The organism is Flavobacterium sp. UW10123, assembly GCF_040538975.1.
In the GTDB taxonomy this organism is placed as follows: domain Bacteria; phylum Bacteroidota; class Bacteroidia; order Flavobacteriales; family Flavobacteriaceae; genus Flavobacterium.
In genome coordinates, this window is record NZ_JBEWQE010000003.1 from 178760 (window position 1) to 196801 (window position 18042).

Genomic DNA, 18042 nt, shown 5'->3' on the forward strand with positions numbered 1-18042 from the left:
GTAAAGCTCCAAATACAAAATCCATATGAAGTCATTCTGCCTTGTAATTATATTCTGCTGCATTTTTATCGCCTGCAAATCTGTTAAAGGTTCAAACCAATTTGATATTAATGCCATATCCCAAAAAGAGCTTACACCTGTGGAACTGCAGACATGGTATCAAAAAGATTATTCTCAAGATGGCATTCCTGGAATTTCATTAGACAGATGGTATAAGGAAAATAAAAAGCAAAAAAAAGGCAAGCCTATCATCGTTGCGATTATTGATACGCAGATTGATCTAAAACATGAAGACCTCCAGGGGCAGTTATGGACAAACTCAAACGAAATCCCAGATAATCATATTGATGACGACCATAATGGTTATGTAGACGATATTAATGGCTGGAGCTTTACTGGAACCAAAAGTGGTGGATATGTAGTATGGAATAAGTATGAATATGTTAGAATAATAAAAGACTGGGATTCTTTATTTAAAGGTAAGACTGAATTAGAAATCGAAAAAAAAGACATCCACAGATATTCCGAATATAAAAGAGCTTTAAAGAAATTCCAGGAAAAAGACGCGTATTATAAAAGATGGCTCAAATCTCTGAACTACGAAATTAAACTTTATCCTTATATAAAAGACACTCTAAAATATTTTTTTCCTAAAGAAGATTATACCTATAAGCAATTAGATAGCCTTTATAGAAAATATAAGATTAATGATAAGAAATTCGGCCAAAGACGCGATGACAATGATAAAGATCTAGGAGCATTGATTGATGCTATGATGGCCTGTATGGAACAGAATCAAAAAACACTGCCAGCTCTCAAAGACAAACAAATCCAGTTAGATTCTATCGTAAATAAAAACCTTAATATCCAATATAATGAACGATTAGCAATTGGAGATAATCCTCGAATTTTAGAAAAAGGTTATGGCAATGCCAATGTCAGCAATAATAAAGAAGGGCATAGAAAAATTCAAGATCACTGTACCAAAATGGCTGGTGTGGTCGGTGCAAATAGAGAAAACGGTATAGGCATTAAGGGAATGCTTCAAAATGTAAAAATCATGCCTCTTAATATATCGCCTTCTGGAGATGAACATGACAAAGATATTGCTATGGCAATACGTTACGCGGTAGATAATGGCGCTAAAGTGATAAATATGTCATTTAGCAAAGAATTCTCCCTTCATGAAGAATGGGTTAAAGAGGCTCTTAAATATGCAGACCAACATAATGTACTATTGGTTAACAGCGCTGGCAACGAAGCTGTGGATCTTGATAAAATTACCTACTACCCTTCTGACATTGAAACATCCAGTGATAGTGAGTTTTGTTCTAATTTTATTAAAGTAGGTTCTGTAACACGTCATGTAGACAGCACATTTGTTTCGAGTTTTTCAAATTATGGAAAAAAAAATGTAGATCTGTTTGCACCAGGTGATGAAATCTACTCAACAGCTTCTGATAATAGTTATAAATTTGACTCAGGAACTTCTATGTCAGTACCAATGGTTTCAGGAACTGCCGCATTAATATGGTCGTACTATCCTAGACTTACAGCATTAGAGGTAAAGCAAATTATCATGAATTCTGGATCATCATATACTATTGATGTGATCGTTCCTGGAACAAAAGATAAAATTGTTCCATTTTCTGAATTATCAAAATCTGGTAAAGTCTTAAATGTTTACAACGCAATGAAGTTCGCGGAAGAAATAAGTAAAAAGAAATAATGTATAATTACAAAATTACAGCTTTCTCCGACTATGTTCTTAGAACTCCGCTATTTCCATTATCAACTTATTTGGAGTTAGTTAAAAACTATTCATCTGAAAAAGCAAAAAAACTTTATAAAGACCCAGTTGTAAAAGAAGCTATAAATCTAGCTTCACCTGAACTACGAAATGAACTTGACAAATGGGCTTTAGAAACAACTTTATTATCTAATTACAAAAAGCAGGCTTTAGAACTTACTTTTTTAAAATATGTAGCGAGAATGTCTTCCCGCTGTACACCTTTCGGTTTATTTGCAGGATGCTGTATAGGGAAGTGGGATTCTCAAACTGATATCATCTTAGACGCTATTAATAAACATAAGCGATTTACTCAATTTGATATGCAGTACTGGATTGCTCTTCTACAAGATATATCTAAGAGAAGAGAAACTGCTTTTCATATAAAATATTTTCCTAATTCTTCCATTTATGAAGTAGGTGATTTTTATAGATTTATTGAATATAAATATGTCAACGCAAAACGTGAGCATGCAATTTCTGCATTGCGAAAATCTGATCTTTTAAATCAAATTTTACATACGTCAAAATGTGGAATTACTATAAACGAAATGGTAACTCTTTTGGCTCATGACGAATCTGAGAAAGAGCAAGCTAAAAAATATATTTTTCAATTAATTGATTTCCATTTTTTAGTACCTGAAATAGATGCTTCATTAACAATTAGTAATGAGTGGGAAAGAATAATTAGACTCTTTAACAATATCCCTTTTTATAATAACGAAACCGAGATGTTTAAAAGTTTAAAAGTAAAACTTTCGAATCTAGATACTAGTTTATCACCATCTAGAGAGAAATATAAAGAAATAAAATCAACAATTGATCAAATTGGAACTGAATATGACGAAAAGTATCTTTTTCAAGCAGATTTAAATCTATCAACTCAAACAAATAATTTAAATCAAAAAATCTCTCACAAAGTTCTAAAAGCTATTCAATTCTTAAATGGTATTCAAACTAGGAAAGAATTTAAAAATCTTGAAAATTTTAAAAAATCTTTTATCAAAAGATATGAAACCAAAGAATTACCTTTAGGTATAGTATTGGATACTGAAATTGGTATTGGCTATCTACAAAATCATGACATGAATGATACTCATGATATATTGGAGAATTTTTCATTTAGAACTAAACCTGCAAAAGAAAAAAAGCAAATTTGGACTGATTTTAATTTTATTCTGCAGAAAAAACTTCATGATTGCTATATAGGTAAAGAAAAAGTAATACGGCTCAATGAAAATGATTTCCCAAACTTAGATTATAGTCTCAAAGATATTCCTGCAACATTTTCGGCAATCATCGAAATTCTGAATGATAATCAAATTGTTTTAATATCGACAGGAAATGTGAGTGCCGCAAAACTCCTTGGAAGATTTTGCTATTCTAATGCTGATATACATAATTTAACTAAACAAATTATTGAAAAAGAGAACGAATATCATAATGATAAAATTCTGGCAGAAATTGTTCACATTCCTGAATCAAGAACAGGCAATATACTTAAAAGGCCAAATCTCAGACAGAACGAAATAAGTTATCTATGCAAATCTGGTGTTTCAGGTGAAAACAACTTCGATCTTGATGATCTATTTGTGTCTGTTAGATCTAACAGAATAGTTTTGAGATCGAAAAAACAAAATAAGGAAGTACTTCCATGCATGTCAAATGCACATAATTTCACAAGTAATTCTCTTCCTGTTTATCATTTTTTATGTGATTTGGAAATGCAGGACACCAAACCTGTTTCTACATTTGACTGGGGAATTTTAGAATCACATTACATCTATTTTCCTAGAGTAATCTATAATGAAATTATACTTTCTAAGGCGAAATGGAAAGTTAAAAAAGACGAAATAAAGGCTTTTTACAAAACAGATGAAAGTATTTTAAAAACAGATTTTTTGAAGTGGAAACTGGAAAGAAATCTTCCCCGATTTGTCAATTGGATTCATGGTGACAACACTCTCCTACTTGATTTTGAATCTTTGGTTTCAATACAATTATTTTTGAATGCAATTAAATCAAAAGAAGAGTTTTTTCTTGAAGAATTTCTATTCACTGATGATTATGTTGTAAAAAACAATTTGGGAGAAGGTTTTACCAACCAAATTATACTTTCTTATTATAAAGAAAAAGCGTAAAGAAATGCAAAGAGATTTTTGCCTTGGCAGTAAATGGCTATACTATAAAATTTATACTGGAGTTAAAACTTCTGACTATATTTTATTAGAAAAATTAAAACCCATAATTCTAAAATTAGAGCGTAAAAAGATAATTAAAAAATGGTTTTTTATTCGTTACAAAGACACCGATGAACATTTGCGCATTCGTTTTTTAGTAAAAAACACCGATAATCTAAGTATCGTAATTAAATCTCTATATTCTGTTTTTAATGAGTTATTGAAACAAAACTTAATCTGGAAAATACAGACAGATACATATAAAAGAGAAATAGAACGATATGGAAAAAATACAATTTCAGATTCTGAATATCTATTTTGGAAAGACAGTAAAATGATTCTGCAATACATTAAAATAAAATCATCTTTTACAGAACAAGAAACGCCCATACTGTTTAGTTTTTTAGCAATTAATTCATTTTTAGATTCTTTTCAATTATCAAATAAAGAGAAGCTATCCTTACTGGATGATTTGCAAAGTTCTTTTAAAATTGAGTTTGAAACAGATACAGTACTAATTAAGGATTTGTCTAAAAGTTATCGAGTAATGCATCCTCAAATACAAAAAATTTTATCACAGATACCAAGTAATTGTAATACTGGAATACACAATATTGTAAACAAAAAATCTGCTAAAACCATTAAACGATCAATACAAATTAAAAGTAAAATCCAAATTTCTTTCCAGAATTTCCTATCAAGTCATATTCATATGATGATTAATAGACAATATACTTCTAACCAAAGAATGTATGAATTAATTATTTATGACCACCTTTTTAGATTTTACAAATCAGTTAACTATCGGGATTCAAAAATAACGTGAACTGTATCACTTTAACTTTTCAACTTAATTCATCTACTATTATATACAGAAAAAGAGATTATCGATATTTAAAATACTTGCACGTTTCTTAGACTTATCGTAATTTTTTGAAACTGTTTACATTGTAATCTTTTGGTAGTACTGGCGGCTAATGCCTATACTACCATAACTTCCCTTTTATCTACTTTCAAATTGGAAAATACTCCAATATTTTAATGGTTCTTTTCTTTTTCAAACAACATTCATAGTTGGAATAATATTTTTATTGCCTTGATAATGAAAATAATCATACCAAAAAAAAACAGGTATTTATACGCATACATATAAATATTCCGCTGATTATCTTTAATTTATTTTGTACTAAAAAAGCCATTAAAAACTTGCCCCATAACTATGAAAATAATCTCTACACTATTATTGTTATTTGCAATGCAGATCTATTGTTATTCTCAGAAAACTGCTCCCGTTGCAGGACATGCAGCCCGATTAGTGGATCTTCTAAAGAAAGACTACAGTTCTGTGGATATTGCCTCACGCAACGAAACAATCCTGAAAGACATGGAGGAAGTACTGGCTACATTTAAAGTATATGCTGGCAATGATTACAATCAAGATAAAATTGACAGTAGAAACATTACTCTAAAGGACAATTCCAGTATTAATGCTCCAAGCATAACATATCTGGATAATACAAAACCGCTTTTTGACGCATCGAAGAAATATATAGAAGCTGCATCAAAATACAATAACATATCTAAAACACTAGCATCAGTAGACGTTTCAAGTAATAATACTGATACCGTTTCCAGTCCCTATAAAATACTTAAAAAACTGAATGAGGATGTTGAAACTGAAAAAAAAGCTTATGAAGAACAAAAACTTAAAAATAATTCCAATCAGTTATTGTTACTGCACAGCTATTTTAAGGAATCGAATCCCTATCTGTCATTTATGCTTGAATTATTTATCTTTAAATATGATCAGGTAAAGTCATTTCGACAAGATGTCTATTCAAAGGTTAATTATACTTCTTCGATACAAAAAGCGTTACCATTTTTTGGAGGAGATCTTGCTTTTAAAGAAGCCATAGATGGATTAAGCAAATTTCTAGCAAAGCGTATTAAAGATGAACTCACTACATATGCAGTTCAAAAAGTACAGGAATATTTAAACAATCCAAAACCAGAAAGTTATTTAAATGAACTTATGGTACTCTTGCCTGTAACCACTTCATATTTAAAATCATTTGACAGTACCCGCACACTAAATTTTGTAAATGACCTAAAGCAATATATTGAACAGGATCTCAACAACTTAATGAGTAATGCCATTAATCTTAAGAATACTCCTCGATTTAAAAGCTATTTAAAAATGCATCCCGACCTCGATTTTGCCTTTGAAGCGTTAGAACTGATTCCGCAGATCCAAAAACTTGAAAACCCAATTGACTATTTTGACATTCTTGAGAACAGCCGTAATATTCAACGTTTGGGTAATATAGATCTTGAGAATCAGGAATCCATAATAAATGATAAAAAAACAAAATTTATAGAGTTATTGCTAAAGCCCGAGGGTTATAAAAAATTAGAGAAAAATAAAGCTGAGGCAAAAGAAGATTTCACTAGAAAAGAAGAAAAATACATTAATGCAAAAAACGCATTAGATAATTTTGAAAAACTTCCTGCCTATAAGCATATTAATGAAGAATACCGTAAAATTAATGAAAAGTATAATTCAGCTAAATCAGCTTTATCTTCCTCGACAGAAAATTATGTAAATAACCCAGGCGAAGAAACTGCTAATAAATTACTGAAAGCTAAAACCAATTTTAAAATTAATGAACAGAAATTCGATTCTATAAAAATAGAATATAGAAAAATCCCTCTTTTATACTTAAACGATAAACCAGCTTATATTAATAGTATTACTATTGCACAAGATAGTTTACAGAAATATAAAGCAGATATGGCCAAAGCTGAAAAGACAACAGAAGAAGCGAATGCAACATTTTCCCAAATGGAGAACGAACTCTTAAACTTATATCTGAATAAAGATCTTAAGGACTTAGAAAATAATTCAACATTTCCAAAAGGCAAACAACTAGAATTACAGCAAGCCTTAAATGAATATAAATTTTCTCTTGAATTCCCAAAAAAATCAGACATTCTAAAATACAACATTGTCAATAGTATCAAATTTGCGTCCATGATCGCGCATAGTCTGGTAGTAGTTGAAAATAATAAACCACGATTCGCTTCTACTGCATTTGTTTCTGCTTACAGCAGTGAGGTAAATTTCTACTTGCTTTATCTTGGTTTTTTAAACCAGCAGAACAAAAAGTTTTATAACGTTTCTTATTATTTAGATTCAGAGAAAAAAACTTTGGAAAAAGGTTTGGAAAATCTTATGGAGAATATAATAAAACCAAAAACTGCTAATGCTTCAGAAAAAAAATATAAGCTAATAACTGCCAATATGGTTCAAATTGCGACCAATGCTGAGCGTCTAAATACTAGTTTTAATGATATTAAAAAAGCCAACAGTGCAAAAGAGAAAGTTACAGCAGAACAAGTTCATGCTCTGACAAATGATATGATTGATTTTGCTGAAGGTGTAGTCCGTACTATAGATACATTAGTTATTGACAAGGATCTAAAACTATTTGATTCTCCGTTTATTAAAACGACAGTCAATACAACAAAGCCATATTTCATAACTGCTCACACTGTAAATGATATATTTCTTGACCTTCATACAAAAAGTTATACTACGGCTCTTATAAAAGCCATTGAAATACCATTAGCTTTTGGAAAAGATAATTCACAGTCAGAAATCTATAATTCTATAATGTCTGCTGTAAACCGTACAGGAGATATTCAGCAAATGTATAACCTCAAAAAAATATTTTCCTACGATAGAATATATACTGATGTCGAAAAATACAAAAATCAAAAGGAAACTGCATTATGGCTAGAAATCTCATTAAAAGATAATTTAAAACTTGAAAAGCAACATACAGCTTATAAGGGTATGTATGATGTAATAAATAATAAAAATCAAGATAGTATTATTGCCAAAAAAAAGGAATTTAGAAAATCTATTACTAATGACAGCATAAATTTTTACAAAGAATATGCAGGAATAGATACCAACAAAATATTAAAAGATATAGATACTTTGCTGACAAAGCATAACATTACTGACGCTGCTCTTAAAAGTTCTTTCAAGAGCAATATTGAGAACATCATAACAAAATCAATAAGAGAGTATGTTTTTAATGATATCGACAATAAGAAAGAACTGGAAGAAGCTAAGGAAATGATGATTCAGAATTTTAAGTATTACATGCCTGAAGTCTTTCCAGATGTGTTTGAATTTAAAGATGAGAATACTATAAAAATGATTCATTTTGTAAACGATATTGCAAATGCCGAAAACTCTGAGGATGTAGAAAAAGCTTTAAACACTTTTGCTCTGCCTCCTGGAAGTTCATCACTTAAAGAACACACCTATTCTTACTATTCTATTAACTCTTATCCAGGATTGTTTGGTGGTATTACTTTGAGCGAATTCAATGGTTCGGATGTGACTTATACAGCTGGAATTACCGCTCCTGTCGGATTCTATGCTCAACCGTGGCCAGCAGGTGAAAAAGTAACTTGGGGAATCTATGTGCCTATAATTGATATCGCTGCTCCGGTGAGGCTTCGCTTTAACAGTAATAATGATACTGAAGTACTGCCAGATTTTGATTTTATGGATATCTTTAGCCCTGGACTTTATTTCACTTTAGGATTCAACAAAAGTCCTTTTGCTCTTAATTTTGGCGGACAGTTTGGTCCACGCTTAAAAGCTATTAGCTCTGATACAACCGCTTCAGGAGGAAGCAATCCACCTCAAATTACAAATGAAAAACAGGTGTTTTATTTTGGTATTGGCGCTGTAATAGATATTCCTTTATTCACTCTTTTTGCAAAATCAAAAAAATAGAATACTATGCGAAAAATATGTGGTATTTTGTTTCTTATAATCCAATCCATTTATTATGCCTATGGGCAGGATACACTACAAAAAAAGTCAAACTATAAAATTTTGGAAAGTGCCAACTTAAAATTTCATAGTAATCAGGATCGTCAGGAAAAAGAGCAACAAGAGAATTATCTTCTAGAAAGCAAAAAAATAGAAGCTCTGTTAACTGTACTTCCTTCATCACCAGAAGAAGAAATTTACAATTCCAAAAGATTACGTGGCCCCACTCAATTTGACAGCCGAATAGAAATAGCTCAACTATCTGCAAATAATGAGGAGCATATTAACATTCATCGAGTAAGCGAATCAGTGGCTATGATTATAGAAAAAAGAAATTTGATTAAAATTTCAGAAAGTACATATCAGTTAAATACAACTAACACCTTAGGAAAATTATACAATTTATGTCAGGGCGAACCTTTTTCAAAACAGGTTGTCGTAGGAACGGGAACTGCTTTTATTATCGGAGTAAATGAAATGATGACGGCCGGTCATGTTTTTCAGGGTCCATTGAAAGATTATGCGGTAGTTTTTGGCTATAGGGTGATAAACACTTTAGGTACTGCTGAAAGTAGTATTCCTGCTGAAGATATTTACTTCTTATCTGAAATCATCAAAAATGATTCTAATCTAGACGTCGCGGTTTTTAAAACAGATCGTCCGATTAAAAGACCAATATTGTCATATGAGAAATCGTCACTTTTACAAAAAGGCAATGAAATTTATATGCTCGGCTATCCTATGGGACTTCCACAAAAATTAGCAATAAATGCTGATATTTCTGATGATTCAAATTACCAGTTTTTTTATACCTCTCTTGATAGTTTTCAAGGCAATTCTGGATCCCCTGTTTTTAATTTAAAATCTCATAAATTAATAGGAATACTTGTTTCTGGAATGATCGATTATGAACTGCGAGGTGATTGCTACAAATCGGTTAGTTGCCGCCCCCCCTATTGCTTAGGAGAAAAAGTTATACGGATTGAATTAATACTTAATTAGCCAAAGAAACTGATGAAAAGAAATCATTAGAAAACTTTATTGTAAAATAATACACAATACGCATTTCTACTCTTTTTAAATTATGCATACAAGTTTAAGTCCCCAAAAAAAACTAGAAAATATAAATCTTGGCTTACATCGTATTCTTATGGTTTTATGATAGACACGATTTCTTTAAATCCTTTTGCTTTGGCATGCTGTAAAGGGGTTGTCCCCTCATGATCAGGTATATCCATTCTTGATCCTGCATCTTTTAAAATTTGGACAATCTGCTGGTATTTTAAACTTCCGTCCCCCAACACAATGGCTTCCATTAAAGCGGTCCAGCCTAAACGGTTAACATGATCAATCGGAAAGTTCTTAGTATTGGCAAGTAGTTTGACTGTTTCTATATGGCCACGTTCACATGCAGGTATAAGTGCCGATCCGTTGTAGCGGTTAAAAATATCAAAGCGCGCGCCATTACTCAAAAATAACTTTACCAGTTCTGTCTGACCGCTTGCACCTGCATACAAAAAAGGACTGTCTTTATTCTCTGCCTGCTGATTCACATCTGCCTTATGTTTTACTAAGATTTTTGCCATTTCTGTTTGCTTACCCGTTGTAGCAATCAGTAATAGAGAACGCTTAGCATTGTCTACAGTATTTACATTTGCTCCATTTTCTAAAGCTTTCACAACACCAGAAATATCATTCTGATGCACTAATTGTACAATATCTTTTTGCATAATTTCATTTTTTTTAAAAGCCCAAACTGGCTGATAGGAATCAGCGAGCATTAGTGTTATTAAAAGAATTATAATATTTTTCATAAACAGATCAATTAGAAAACAATATTTCCTTTGTAAATAAGAGATTTTATAGGCGATATACGCGAAACTGCTTCTGCAGAACAGCTAGCACCTACAAGCACCAGATCGGCATCATCACCTGCTTTTGGCCATTGCTGTATGCCTTTATCATCTAACGGAATAGGTCCTGCTGTTGCCAGCTTAAGCATTCTAGACAATCCGAATTCTGAAACCTGTCCGTATAATTGTGCTGCAAGATTGGCTTTTTGCAATACGCTTCCAGTTCCCATAGTACTCCAATAGTCTACAATACTGTCATTTCCTGTCATAACATTTACTCCGTGTTTTAATAATGTCGGAATTGGCATAATCATTCCTCCAAAAGGTATTGTAGAAATAATACCTACTTGTGAAGCCGCCAATTTTTCGGCTATCTCTTCCTGTTTGACTTTGTCTAAAGCAGCAAGAGCAAAGGCATGGCTGACGAAAGTTTTTCCTTTTAAAACTGGATTTTCATTCACTTTGTCTATCAGATACTGGATAGTATCAAAACCCGATTTTCCTGATTCATGCAAATGAATGTCAATTCCTTTATTATTGTCTAGAGCGAGCTGAATGGTAGTGTCCATCGTTTTTTGAATTGAACCATCTACATTTGTAGGATCTAAACCTCCTATAAAATCAATCTCCATTTTTGCAGCTTCCTGCATATAAGGAAGTGAATCTGTGTAATACAAACCGTGTTGCGGGAAAGCTACCAGCTCTGCTCCAAAACCATTCTTTTTGTTTGCTAATGCCTTCTCCAGATTTTTAAGTGAATCCAGTTTAGATGTAGGTTCAATATTAACGTGGCTGCGAGCAAATCCTGTTCCGTGCGACTGCAATAGTTCGATGAGTTTTTCTGCCTTATACGTAGAGTTTTTTAGCATATCGGGCAAAGTTTTCTGCTCCAAAGCAATCATTCCTTTTATCCCGCCTGAACGACGTACAGCACGCCATTTATCAGCATACAGGGTTTTGTCCAAATGAATGTGCATATCTCTGAAAGAGGGCAACATAAGCATTCCTTTAGCATCTATTTCTTCCCTACCAGATCCGTTTGGGCCAATTCTTTTTATTTTTCCATTCTCAATTTCTACAGAAAAAAGACCCGTTTTGGTTGCCACTACTTCTTCTCCTTCAAATTCAAAACCAGTTTCCAAGCGAACATTTTTCAAAGCATAGGAACTCCCTAATGCAATTGTCTGTTCATTTTGCAACTGGTTATTTTGCCCTTGCAATACTGACGGCATAAATGCAATACCCGCCAAACCTAATCCGGAATTCTTTAGAAAATCTTTACGTGAAATACCTCGCTTCTCCATATTCATGTTTGTTTAATTAAGAGCTTTCTTTATTTAAGCAAAAAATTAAGATAGCAATTTCAAATGTACAGATTTGAAAAGCAGAAAACTTGCATGATTCCTCTGACGGCTTGAAGAATTTATCTCTTTTTTCGGAATTCAGTAGGTGATATTCCAGTCTGACTTTTAAAAAAATTAGAAAAATAAGCATGATCTACAAAACCTAATTCGAAAGCAATTTCTTTTATAGACAAATCGGTACTTTCTAACAGCCTTTTAGCTTCTGTACCAACACGCTGTTGTATAAGCTGTGTAGCAGAAATTTTAAGATGCTTTTTACAAAGGACATTAAGATAATTGGCAGAAATATTTAATTTATTCGCATAAAAGGTAACAGATTTCTCCTGCTTGAAGAATTCATCTATCAGCATATTAAAAGCAGCTAATCGAGAATTGGACTGATACACTTTAAATTCAGTAAAAGCATATTCTGCTTCTCTACTAATAATAGATGCTATAACTGCAGCGCGAGCATTAATCAGATAGGTTAGAAAATCTGATCGTTTCAGCTCATTTTTGATCGCATCAAATTCATAATGCAACAGTTCAAAAGCAGTTTTGGATAATTGTATAACAGGATGATTCTGATAATTGGTAAAAGAAAATCTAAAATATGGAGCAAATCTTTCAAAAAAGGTTCGTTCAATCATAAGCTGATAGCCTACTGTTCCAGCCTTGATGTCCCATTTGTGCATTTGCTCAGGAAATAATACATGAACCTGATAATCATTAATTGGATAATCTATAGAATCAATAGAATGAATTCCTTTTGCCTTTTCAAACAGACTTATCGTAAAAAAATCATGCGAATGAGGTTTTTCTATAATTCTTTCTCCATGAAGTTCATTAAACAAAATCTCTTCACTGCCTGCAAATTGGTCATCTCTAAATTCCTGTATACCAATTACTGATACAGAATGATTTCTTTCGGTTTTGTGCATAATGAAGATGTTTTTTTTAAAACTGTTTTATCTAAAGAAAGTCAGTCTCAGAACCATGAAATGTATAAAAAAAAATTTAAAGATTGTTTGTATCGCATTTACATTCAATTAAACTCCTTTAGCATTTCGCTTTTACGTTTAGAATGAACCTAGTCCTAAAAAACAAAAACACAAATACAACAATCTAAAAACCAGTATATTAACTTAGTAAAAAAGGGGAAAATTCCCCTTTTTTGGTAGCTTCTCATTTTTCTAATTTAGTCAAATCTTAAAAGCCCCGCTAGAAGCCTCATTTCTAATACATTCTTCGCCCTAAATCTTATTTCTTCCAATAAAATTTCATTTCGTTTTAATAATAATTTTTATAAAAAGATGATTTTTGAAGTAATACAAATAATTACAGAACAAGTAAACAACTATCTCGAGGAAATTGGGTTGGACAAATCTGTTGTACCAGAAAATATTGCTTTTTTAGAATCTCAAAACGATGATATCACAGATGCATTAAAAAATGCGGTGGCACTTACTATAATTAATTTAGACGAAGAAGCCACTTTAAAAAACTTCCCAAATCATACTATTGAAAATACGAAAACCATATACAAAAACAGTGTCATCAATTTAAATCTCTTTATACTTTTTAGCGCCAACAGAGATAAATATATCAATTCGCTCAAGGACATTTCAAAAATCATTGAGTTTTTTCAAGGGAAAAAACTTTTTACTCAAGCCAATACCATCTTTAATAGAAACAGTAGTGCCATGAGCAATGTAGATAACTTTAGATTTACGGTTGAACTCTACACTCCCACTTTTGAAGAACTAAATTATATCTGGGGAACGTTGGGAGGAAAACAGCTTCCGTCGGCTTTATACAAAGTCAGCATGATCCAAATTGAACGCAATATTGCACAAGCAGAAGGACAGGTTATTGGCGAATTTACAGGAATTACTAAAAAGAAAGAACAGTCATGAGTTATTCTTCTACATATGGTTTGTTGTTTCAAGTAACGCTTCTTCATAATTATTTTTTGAATAACGGAGAAGAAACTTTTACTAGTATGACAGATGATAAAAAAGAGAAAATGTTGCAACAGTTTAGTGCAGATGCATTTATAACAATAACACCGTCTTTAGAAACCAACATTCTACTGAAAAATCACAAAATGGTTTTTAAAAAAAACAATACAGGTTTCGGAGTATATGTGAAAGTGAAAGATGAATCAGTCCCTTTTATTAAAGTCCCTACTGATTTGAACCTAAAGTTTTTAATTAATATTAATGATTATCAGTTTGAAAATTATACTAATCTTGATTTTGCTCTTACTCAAGCATATCTCTTCAGTAATGTAAAACCATTAACCGAGCCAGTTTCATTTAAATACCTTCCAAAAATAAGTGACAACAAACTTATTTCAAACTCATATCTGGTATCTGAAAAAACAACTGCCGATCTACTTTCAACACTACAGCCATCAGAACAGCAAAATATCTTCGGGATTATTTCGCTTACCGCTAAAGGTGACAACAGCTCAGAAAATATTACAAACGATTCGGATAAAATGATAAGCCCAAACTTTAAAATTCATTTTGACAACCGAAAAACGTTTTGGAGATACATCAACCGTAAAGCAAAAACCGAGATTAAAACCAAGACGGCAAAACCATTAACGCGATCTGGTTTTGTAGAAATTGATCCTGTTAACGATTTGGATCCTTCGCAACCTGCAGAAAGCCAATATCCAAATCCATCTGTAAAATCAATAACAAAAATCGATAGTGATTACTATTCGGAAATATTTATTTAATAATTAAAAAACAATTCAATTATGGCAACAACTTACAAAACGCCTGGAGTATATGTTGAGGAAATCGTAAAGTTCCCTCCTTCTGTTGCCCAGGTAGAGACAGCGATTCCGTGTTTTATTGGCTATACTGAAAAAGCCACGAATAAGATTAATGGAGATTTGAAACTAAAACCGACAAGAATAACATCTCTTTTAGAATACGAGCGTTTTTTTGGCTTTGCAAAACCAGAAACTACTATTAGTGTTACCATTAATGATGTAGTTGACAATGGTGCTACAACAAGATCTCTTATTGTAAATCAACCATCTAGTAGACAACCTTTTTTGATGTATTACTCAATGCAATTGTTTTTTGCAAATGGCGGCGGGCCTTGTTACATTATATCAGTTGGTCGTTATGGCGAAGATTTAGACGATGCCGATACAAAAGTAACGTCTATAAATGATAGTTCTCTGTTAAAAAAAGGTTTACTTGAATTAGAAAAAGTAGATGAGCCTACGCTTATTCTTTTTCCAGATGCTACCCAAGTAACTGGTATTAACGCAACTGATTTTTATGGTTTGTATAATGATGCCTTGGACCAATGCCGAAAACTACAGGACCGATTTACAATTATTGATACGCTTCACTACGATGCTTCTAGCCCAACAGATACAAACGTTGATGATTTGAGGGGATCTATTAGTTCGGAGAAGGATACCTTAAAATATGGAGCTGCTTACTATCCGCATTTAGAAACTATTTTAGATTACAGATACAATGCAAGTGAAATTATGATTAAGCATTTTACCTCACCTGCGCCAGATGCCATGTCAACTGTATTGAGCAATTTAGCAGGTTCCAAAACTGCAATTGCACCGCTAATCAACAAATTAAAAACAGTTCCAGGAACAAATGATAATCTAACAGGAAGTATAGCCGAAGTTCTGAAATTTATTGAATCAGCAGATGGTTTTAATAATGCAGCAGCAACTGCAGCAGCAGAAACGGTAATCACTGGAGGAGGGACTCAAGCAGAAGCAGACGCAGCCGAAGCAGCCGCAGGAACTTTTACGGTGGCAAAAAACAATCAATTTGTACTCTTGTTGGAAACTTTGACTAAAGATCTCGCCAACCTTGTAGGAGAAAAAGAAAAAATTAAAAAAGCAGCGCTGGCAGCAATAGCTTCTGATGAAGAAGACCAAGCGACTAGAGATGCTATTACCGCAGCTTTAAAAAGTTTTACCGATCCTTTTGAATTAGCTGATAAAATTGAAAGCGTTAAAACCAATTTGGCCGACTTATTAACTAAAGCAAAAGCAGCAAATACCAAAGTAAAAATAACTGCTAATATTAAAGGAGCTCCAGGCGTTACTACTGTACTTTCTGAAATCCCAAAAATTTTGCATTTCTCAGCACCAGCTTCTATTCTTGACTTGCCTGATACGATTGTTTTTGATGTTGATTTATTCGCATCCATTATATCTAACATTGACGCCATTGCTACTACTGTAACAGATGCAAAACCAAACGATAAAAATAACGGTGCCATGAATGGCCGCTTTTTGGCAGATATTACAGAGCTTGATAATGTCACTTACAATAAAATACTTGCCGAAATTTCTAATCTTTCAATAACGCTGCCTCCAAGTTCTGCCGTAGCAGGAATTTATGCGCGAGTAGATGGTGACCGTGGCGTATGGAAGGCGCCAGCCAATGTCAGTTTGAACTATGTCATTGCTCCTACGGTAAAAATCACGAATAATATACAAGACGGATTGAATGTTGATACTGTCGCAGGTAAATCTATCAACGCTATCAGAACATTTACCGGTAAAGGCACCTTGGTTTGGGGGTCAAGAACCTTAGCCGGTAACGATAGTGAATGGCGTTATGTACCTGTTCGCCGTTTCTTTAATATGGCCGAAGAATCTATTAAAAAAGCAACCGAACAGTTTGTTTTTGAACCTAACGATGCCAATACTTGGATAAGAGTGAGAGCTATGATTGAGAATTTTTTAATTCTTCAATGGAGAGCTGGAGCTCTAGCTGGGGCAAAACCTGAACAAGCATTTTACGTAAGAATCGGTCTGGGACAAACCATGTCTGCTATGGATATTTTAGACGGCAAAATGATCATCGAAATCGGTATGGCAGTAGTTCGTCCAGCTGAGTTCATCATTCTTCGTTTCTCTCACAAAATGCAGGAATCTTAATTAAAACATCATTAAAAAATATAAATCATGAGTTATCCGTTATCAAAGTTTCATTTCTCAGTTGACTGGGGTGGAACAAAAATAGGCTTTACAGAAGTTTCCGGATTAGATGTCGAAACTGAAGTTATTGAGTACCGTCAGGGCGCTAGTCCAGAGTACAGTAAAATCAAGATGCCTGGCATGCAAAAGTTCTCTAACATTACGATGAAAAGAGGCACTTTTAAAAGCGACAATGAATACTATGCTTGGTGGAATACGGTAAAACTAAACACCATCGAAAGAAGAGATATTACCATCAAATTACTTAACGAAGAGCACGAACCAGTGATTACTTGGAAAGTAAAAAATGCGTGGCCGACAAAAGTGCAATCTACCGATTTAAAAGCTGATGGAAACGAAGTAGCCATCGAGTCTATAGAACTGGTTCATGAAGGTTTATCTATTCAAAATGACTAATCATGGCTAATTATTATCCACCCGTAGGCTTTCATTTTCTAGTTGAATTTGATCAACTGGGCACAAAAGAAAAAGACCATCAATTTCAGTCGGTATCAGGCCTTTCTGTAGATCTAGAAACAGAAGAATTTGTTGAGGGTGGAGAAAACAGATTCAAACACAAGCTTCCTGTAAAAACCAAATATCCAAATTTGGTTTTAAAAAGAGGGATTCTTATTGATTCTGATGTAATTGAATGGTGTAGAAAAGCAATTGAAAATTTCGAATTTAATCCCGTTGATTTAACGGTAAAACTCTTGAATCAAGATCACAAACCGTTAATGCACTGGAAAGTTGTACACGCTTATCCAGTAAAATGGGCTGTTGAAGATTTCAGTGCTTTAGAAAGCAAAATTGTTGTTGAAAGCTTTGAGCTTGCTTATAATCATTTCACCCTTCACAAAAAATAATATAGCGATGCCAATTGAAATCAAAGAGCTTCACATTAAAATAAATGTGAACGAAAGTCCAAGTTCGGGTGCAAAACCAGCTTCATCATCCTCTTCTTCTACAGAAAAAGATAATGTGGCTGAATGTGTCGAGCAGGTAATGAAAATTATTGAACGAAAAAAAGAACGCTGA

The 18042-nt window shown here is 32.9% G+C and carries 14 protein-coding genes; 11 read left to right on the top strand and 3 right to left on the bottom strand.

Annotated features, from left to right (window positions below):
- The first annotated feature begins 25 nt into the window (after positions 1 to 25).
- The 5 genes from ABXT06_RS05160 (at position 26) to ABXT06_RS05180 (ending at position 9826) form a co-directional block, all read left to right on the top strand.
- On the top strand, positions 26 to 1729 hold the full coding sequence (locus tag ABXT06_RS05160; protein WP_354589778.1) for a S8 family peptidase: 1704 nt from the start codon (positions 26 to 28) through the stop codon (positions 1727 to 1729).
- Positions 1729 to 3930 carry a lantibiotic dehydratase family protein gene (locus tag ABXT06_RS05165; RefSeq protein WP_354589779.1) on the top strand — a complete coding sequence of 734 codons (2202 nt, stop codon included), beginning with the start codon at positions 1729 to 1731 and terminating at the stop codon, positions 3928 to 3930. The genes ABXT06_RS05160 and ABXT06_RS05165 overlap by 1 nt, the downstream gene beginning before the upstream one ends.
- A 4-nt stretch (positions 3931 to 3934) precedes the next feature.
- Positions 3935 to 4795 carry a thiopeptide-type bacteriocin biosynthesis protein gene (locus tag ABXT06_RS05170; RefSeq protein WP_354589780.1) on the top strand — a complete coding sequence of 287 codons (861 nt, stop codon included), beginning with the start codon at positions 3935 to 3937 and terminating at the stop codon, positions 4793 to 4795.
- 393 nt (positions 4796 to 5188) lie between these two features.
- Complete coding sequence (locus ABXT06_RS05175) at positions 5189 to 8785, top strand: hypothetical protein (RefSeq protein WP_354589781.1); 3597 nt, start codon at positions 5189 to 5191, stop codon at positions 8783 to 8785.
- Between the two features lie 6 nt (positions 8786 to 8791).
- Complete coding sequence (locus ABXT06_RS05180; RefSeq protein WP_354589782.1) at positions 8792 to 9826, top strand: trypsin-like serine peptidase; 1035 nt, start codon at positions 8792 to 8794, stop codon at positions 9824 to 9826.
- A gap of 146 nt (positions 9827 to 9972) precedes the next feature.
- On the opposite strand, the gene ABXT06_RS05185 is transcribed toward ABXT06_RS05180, so the two are convergent.
- From ABXT06_RS05185 to ABXT06_RS05195, 3 genes are all read right to left on the bottom strand, one after another.
- Complete coding sequence (locus ABXT06_RS05185) at positions 9973 to 10605, bottom strand: ankyrin repeat domain-containing protein (RefSeq protein ID WP_354589783.1); 633 nt, start codon at positions 10603 to 10605, stop codon at positions 9973 to 9975.
- A 44-nt stretch (positions 10606 to 10649) separates the two neighbouring features.
- Positions 10650 to 11981 (bottom strand): amidohydrolase, encoded by a 1332-nt coding sequence (locus tag ABXT06_RS05190; RefSeq protein WP_354589784.1) that lies wholly within the window; start codon positions 11979 to 11981, stop codon positions 10650 to 10652.
- Positions 11982 to 12100: 119 nt separating this feature from the next.
- Positions 12101 to 12961 (bottom strand): helix-turn-helix domain-containing protein, encoded by an 861-nt coding sequence (locus ABXT06_RS05195; RefSeq protein WP_354589785.1) that lies wholly within the window; start codon positions 12959 to 12961, stop codon positions 12101 to 12103.
- A gap of 372 nt (positions 12962 to 13333) precedes the next feature.
- Between ABXT06_RS05195 and ABXT06_RS05200 the strand changes: the two genes are divergently transcribed.
- The 6 genes from ABXT06_RS05200 to ABXT06_RS05225 are packed head-to-tail and all read left to right on the top strand — an operon-like array spanning position 13334 to position 18042.
- Positions 13334 to 13936: a Pvc16 family protein gene (locus ABXT06_RS05200; RefSeq protein WP_354589786.1), complete on the top strand. Its 603-nt coding sequence runs from the start codon at positions 13334 to 13336 to the stop codon at positions 13934 to 13936.
- Positions 13933 to 14769, top strand: a complete 837-nt coding sequence (locus ABXT06_RS05205) for a hypothetical protein (protein WP_354589787.1) — start codon at positions 13933 to 13935, stop codon at positions 14767 to 14769. Before ABXT06_RS05200 ends, ABXT06_RS05205 begins: the two co-directional genes overlap by 4 nt.
- Before the next feature lie 21 nt (positions 14770 to 14790).
- Positions 14791 to 16965 (top strand): phage tail sheath C-terminal domain-containing protein, encoded by a 2175-nt coding sequence (locus ABXT06_RS05210; RefSeq protein ID WP_354589788.1) that lies wholly within the window; start codon positions 14791 to 14793, stop codon positions 16963 to 16965.
- A 27-nt stretch (positions 16966 to 16992) separates the two neighbouring features.
- Positions 16993 to 17421 (top strand): phage tail protein, encoded by a 429-nt coding sequence (locus tag ABXT06_RS05215; RefSeq protein ID WP_008463601.1) that lies wholly within the window; start codon positions 16993 to 16995, stop codon positions 17419 to 17421.
- Positions 17422 to 17423: 2 nt separating this feature from the next.
- On the top strand, positions 17424 to 17870 hold the full coding sequence (locus tag ABXT06_RS05220) for a phage tail protein (protein WP_354589789.1): 447 nt from the start codon (positions 17424 to 17426) through the stop codon (positions 17868 to 17870).
- A gap of 7 nt (positions 17871 to 17877) precedes the next feature.
- Positions 17878 to 18042 (top strand): DUF5908 family protein, encoded by a 165-nt coding sequence (locus ABXT06_RS05225; protein WP_203418292.1) that lies wholly within the window; start codon positions 17878 to 17880, stop codon positions 18040 to 18042.

Bases quoted from the DNA above. Each gene is read 5' to 3' on its own strand.
- ABXT06_RS05205 (WP_354589787.1), top strand. From the start codon at position 13,933: ATGAGTTATTCTTCTACATATGGTTTGTTGTTTCAAGTAACGCTTCTT.
- ABXT06_RS05225 (WP_203418292.1), top strand. From the start codon at position 17,878: ATGCCAATTGAAATCAAAGAGCTTCACATTAAAATAAATGTGAACGAA.
- ABXT06_RS05160 (WP_354589778.1), top strand. From the start codon at position 26: ATGAAGTCATTCTGCCTTGTAATTATATTCTGCTGCATTTTTATCGCC.
- ABXT06_RS05215 (WP_008463601.1), top strand. From the start codon at position 16,993: ATGAGTTATCCGTTATCAAAGTTTCATTTCTCAGTTGACTGGGGTGGA.
- ABXT06_RS05210 (WP_354589788.1), top strand. From the start codon at position 14,791: ATGGCAACAACTTACAAAACGCCTGGAGTATATGTTGAGGAAATCGTA.
- ABXT06_RS05190 (WP_354589784.1), bottom strand. From the start codon at position 11,981: ATGGAGAAGCGAGGTATTTCACGTAAAGATTTTCTAAAGAATTCCGGA.
- ABXT06_RS05195 (WP_354589785.1), bottom strand. From the start codon at position 12,961: ATGCACAAAACCGAAAGAAATCATTCTGTATCAGTAATTGGTATACAG.
- ABXT06_RS05175 (WP_354589781.1), top strand. From the start codon at position 5,189: ATGAAAATAATCTCTACACTATTATTGTTATTTGCAATGCAGATCTAT.
- ABXT06_RS05220 (WP_354589789.1), top strand. From the start codon at position 17,424: ATGGCTAATTATTATCCACCCGTAGGCTTTCATTTTCTAGTTGAATTT.
- ABXT06_RS05185 (WP_354589783.1), bottom strand. From the start codon at position 10,605: ATGCTCGCTGATTCCTATCAGCCAGTTTGGGCTTTTAAAAAAAATGAA.
- ABXT06_RS05170 (WP_354589780.1), top strand. From the start codon at position 3,935: ATGCAAAGAGATTTTTGCCTTGGCAGTAAATGGCTATACTATAAAATT.
- ABXT06_RS05200 (WP_354589786.1), top strand. From the start codon at position 13,334: ATGATTTTTGAAGTAATACAAATAATTACAGAACAAGTAAACAACTAT.
- ABXT06_RS05165 (WP_354589779.1), top strand. From the start codon at position 1,729: ATGTATAATTACAAAATTACAGCTTTCTCCGACTATGTTCTTAGAACT.
- ABXT06_RS05180 (WP_354589782.1), top strand. From the start codon at position 8,792: ATGCGAAAAATATGTGGTATTTTGTTTCTTATAATCCAATCCATTTAT.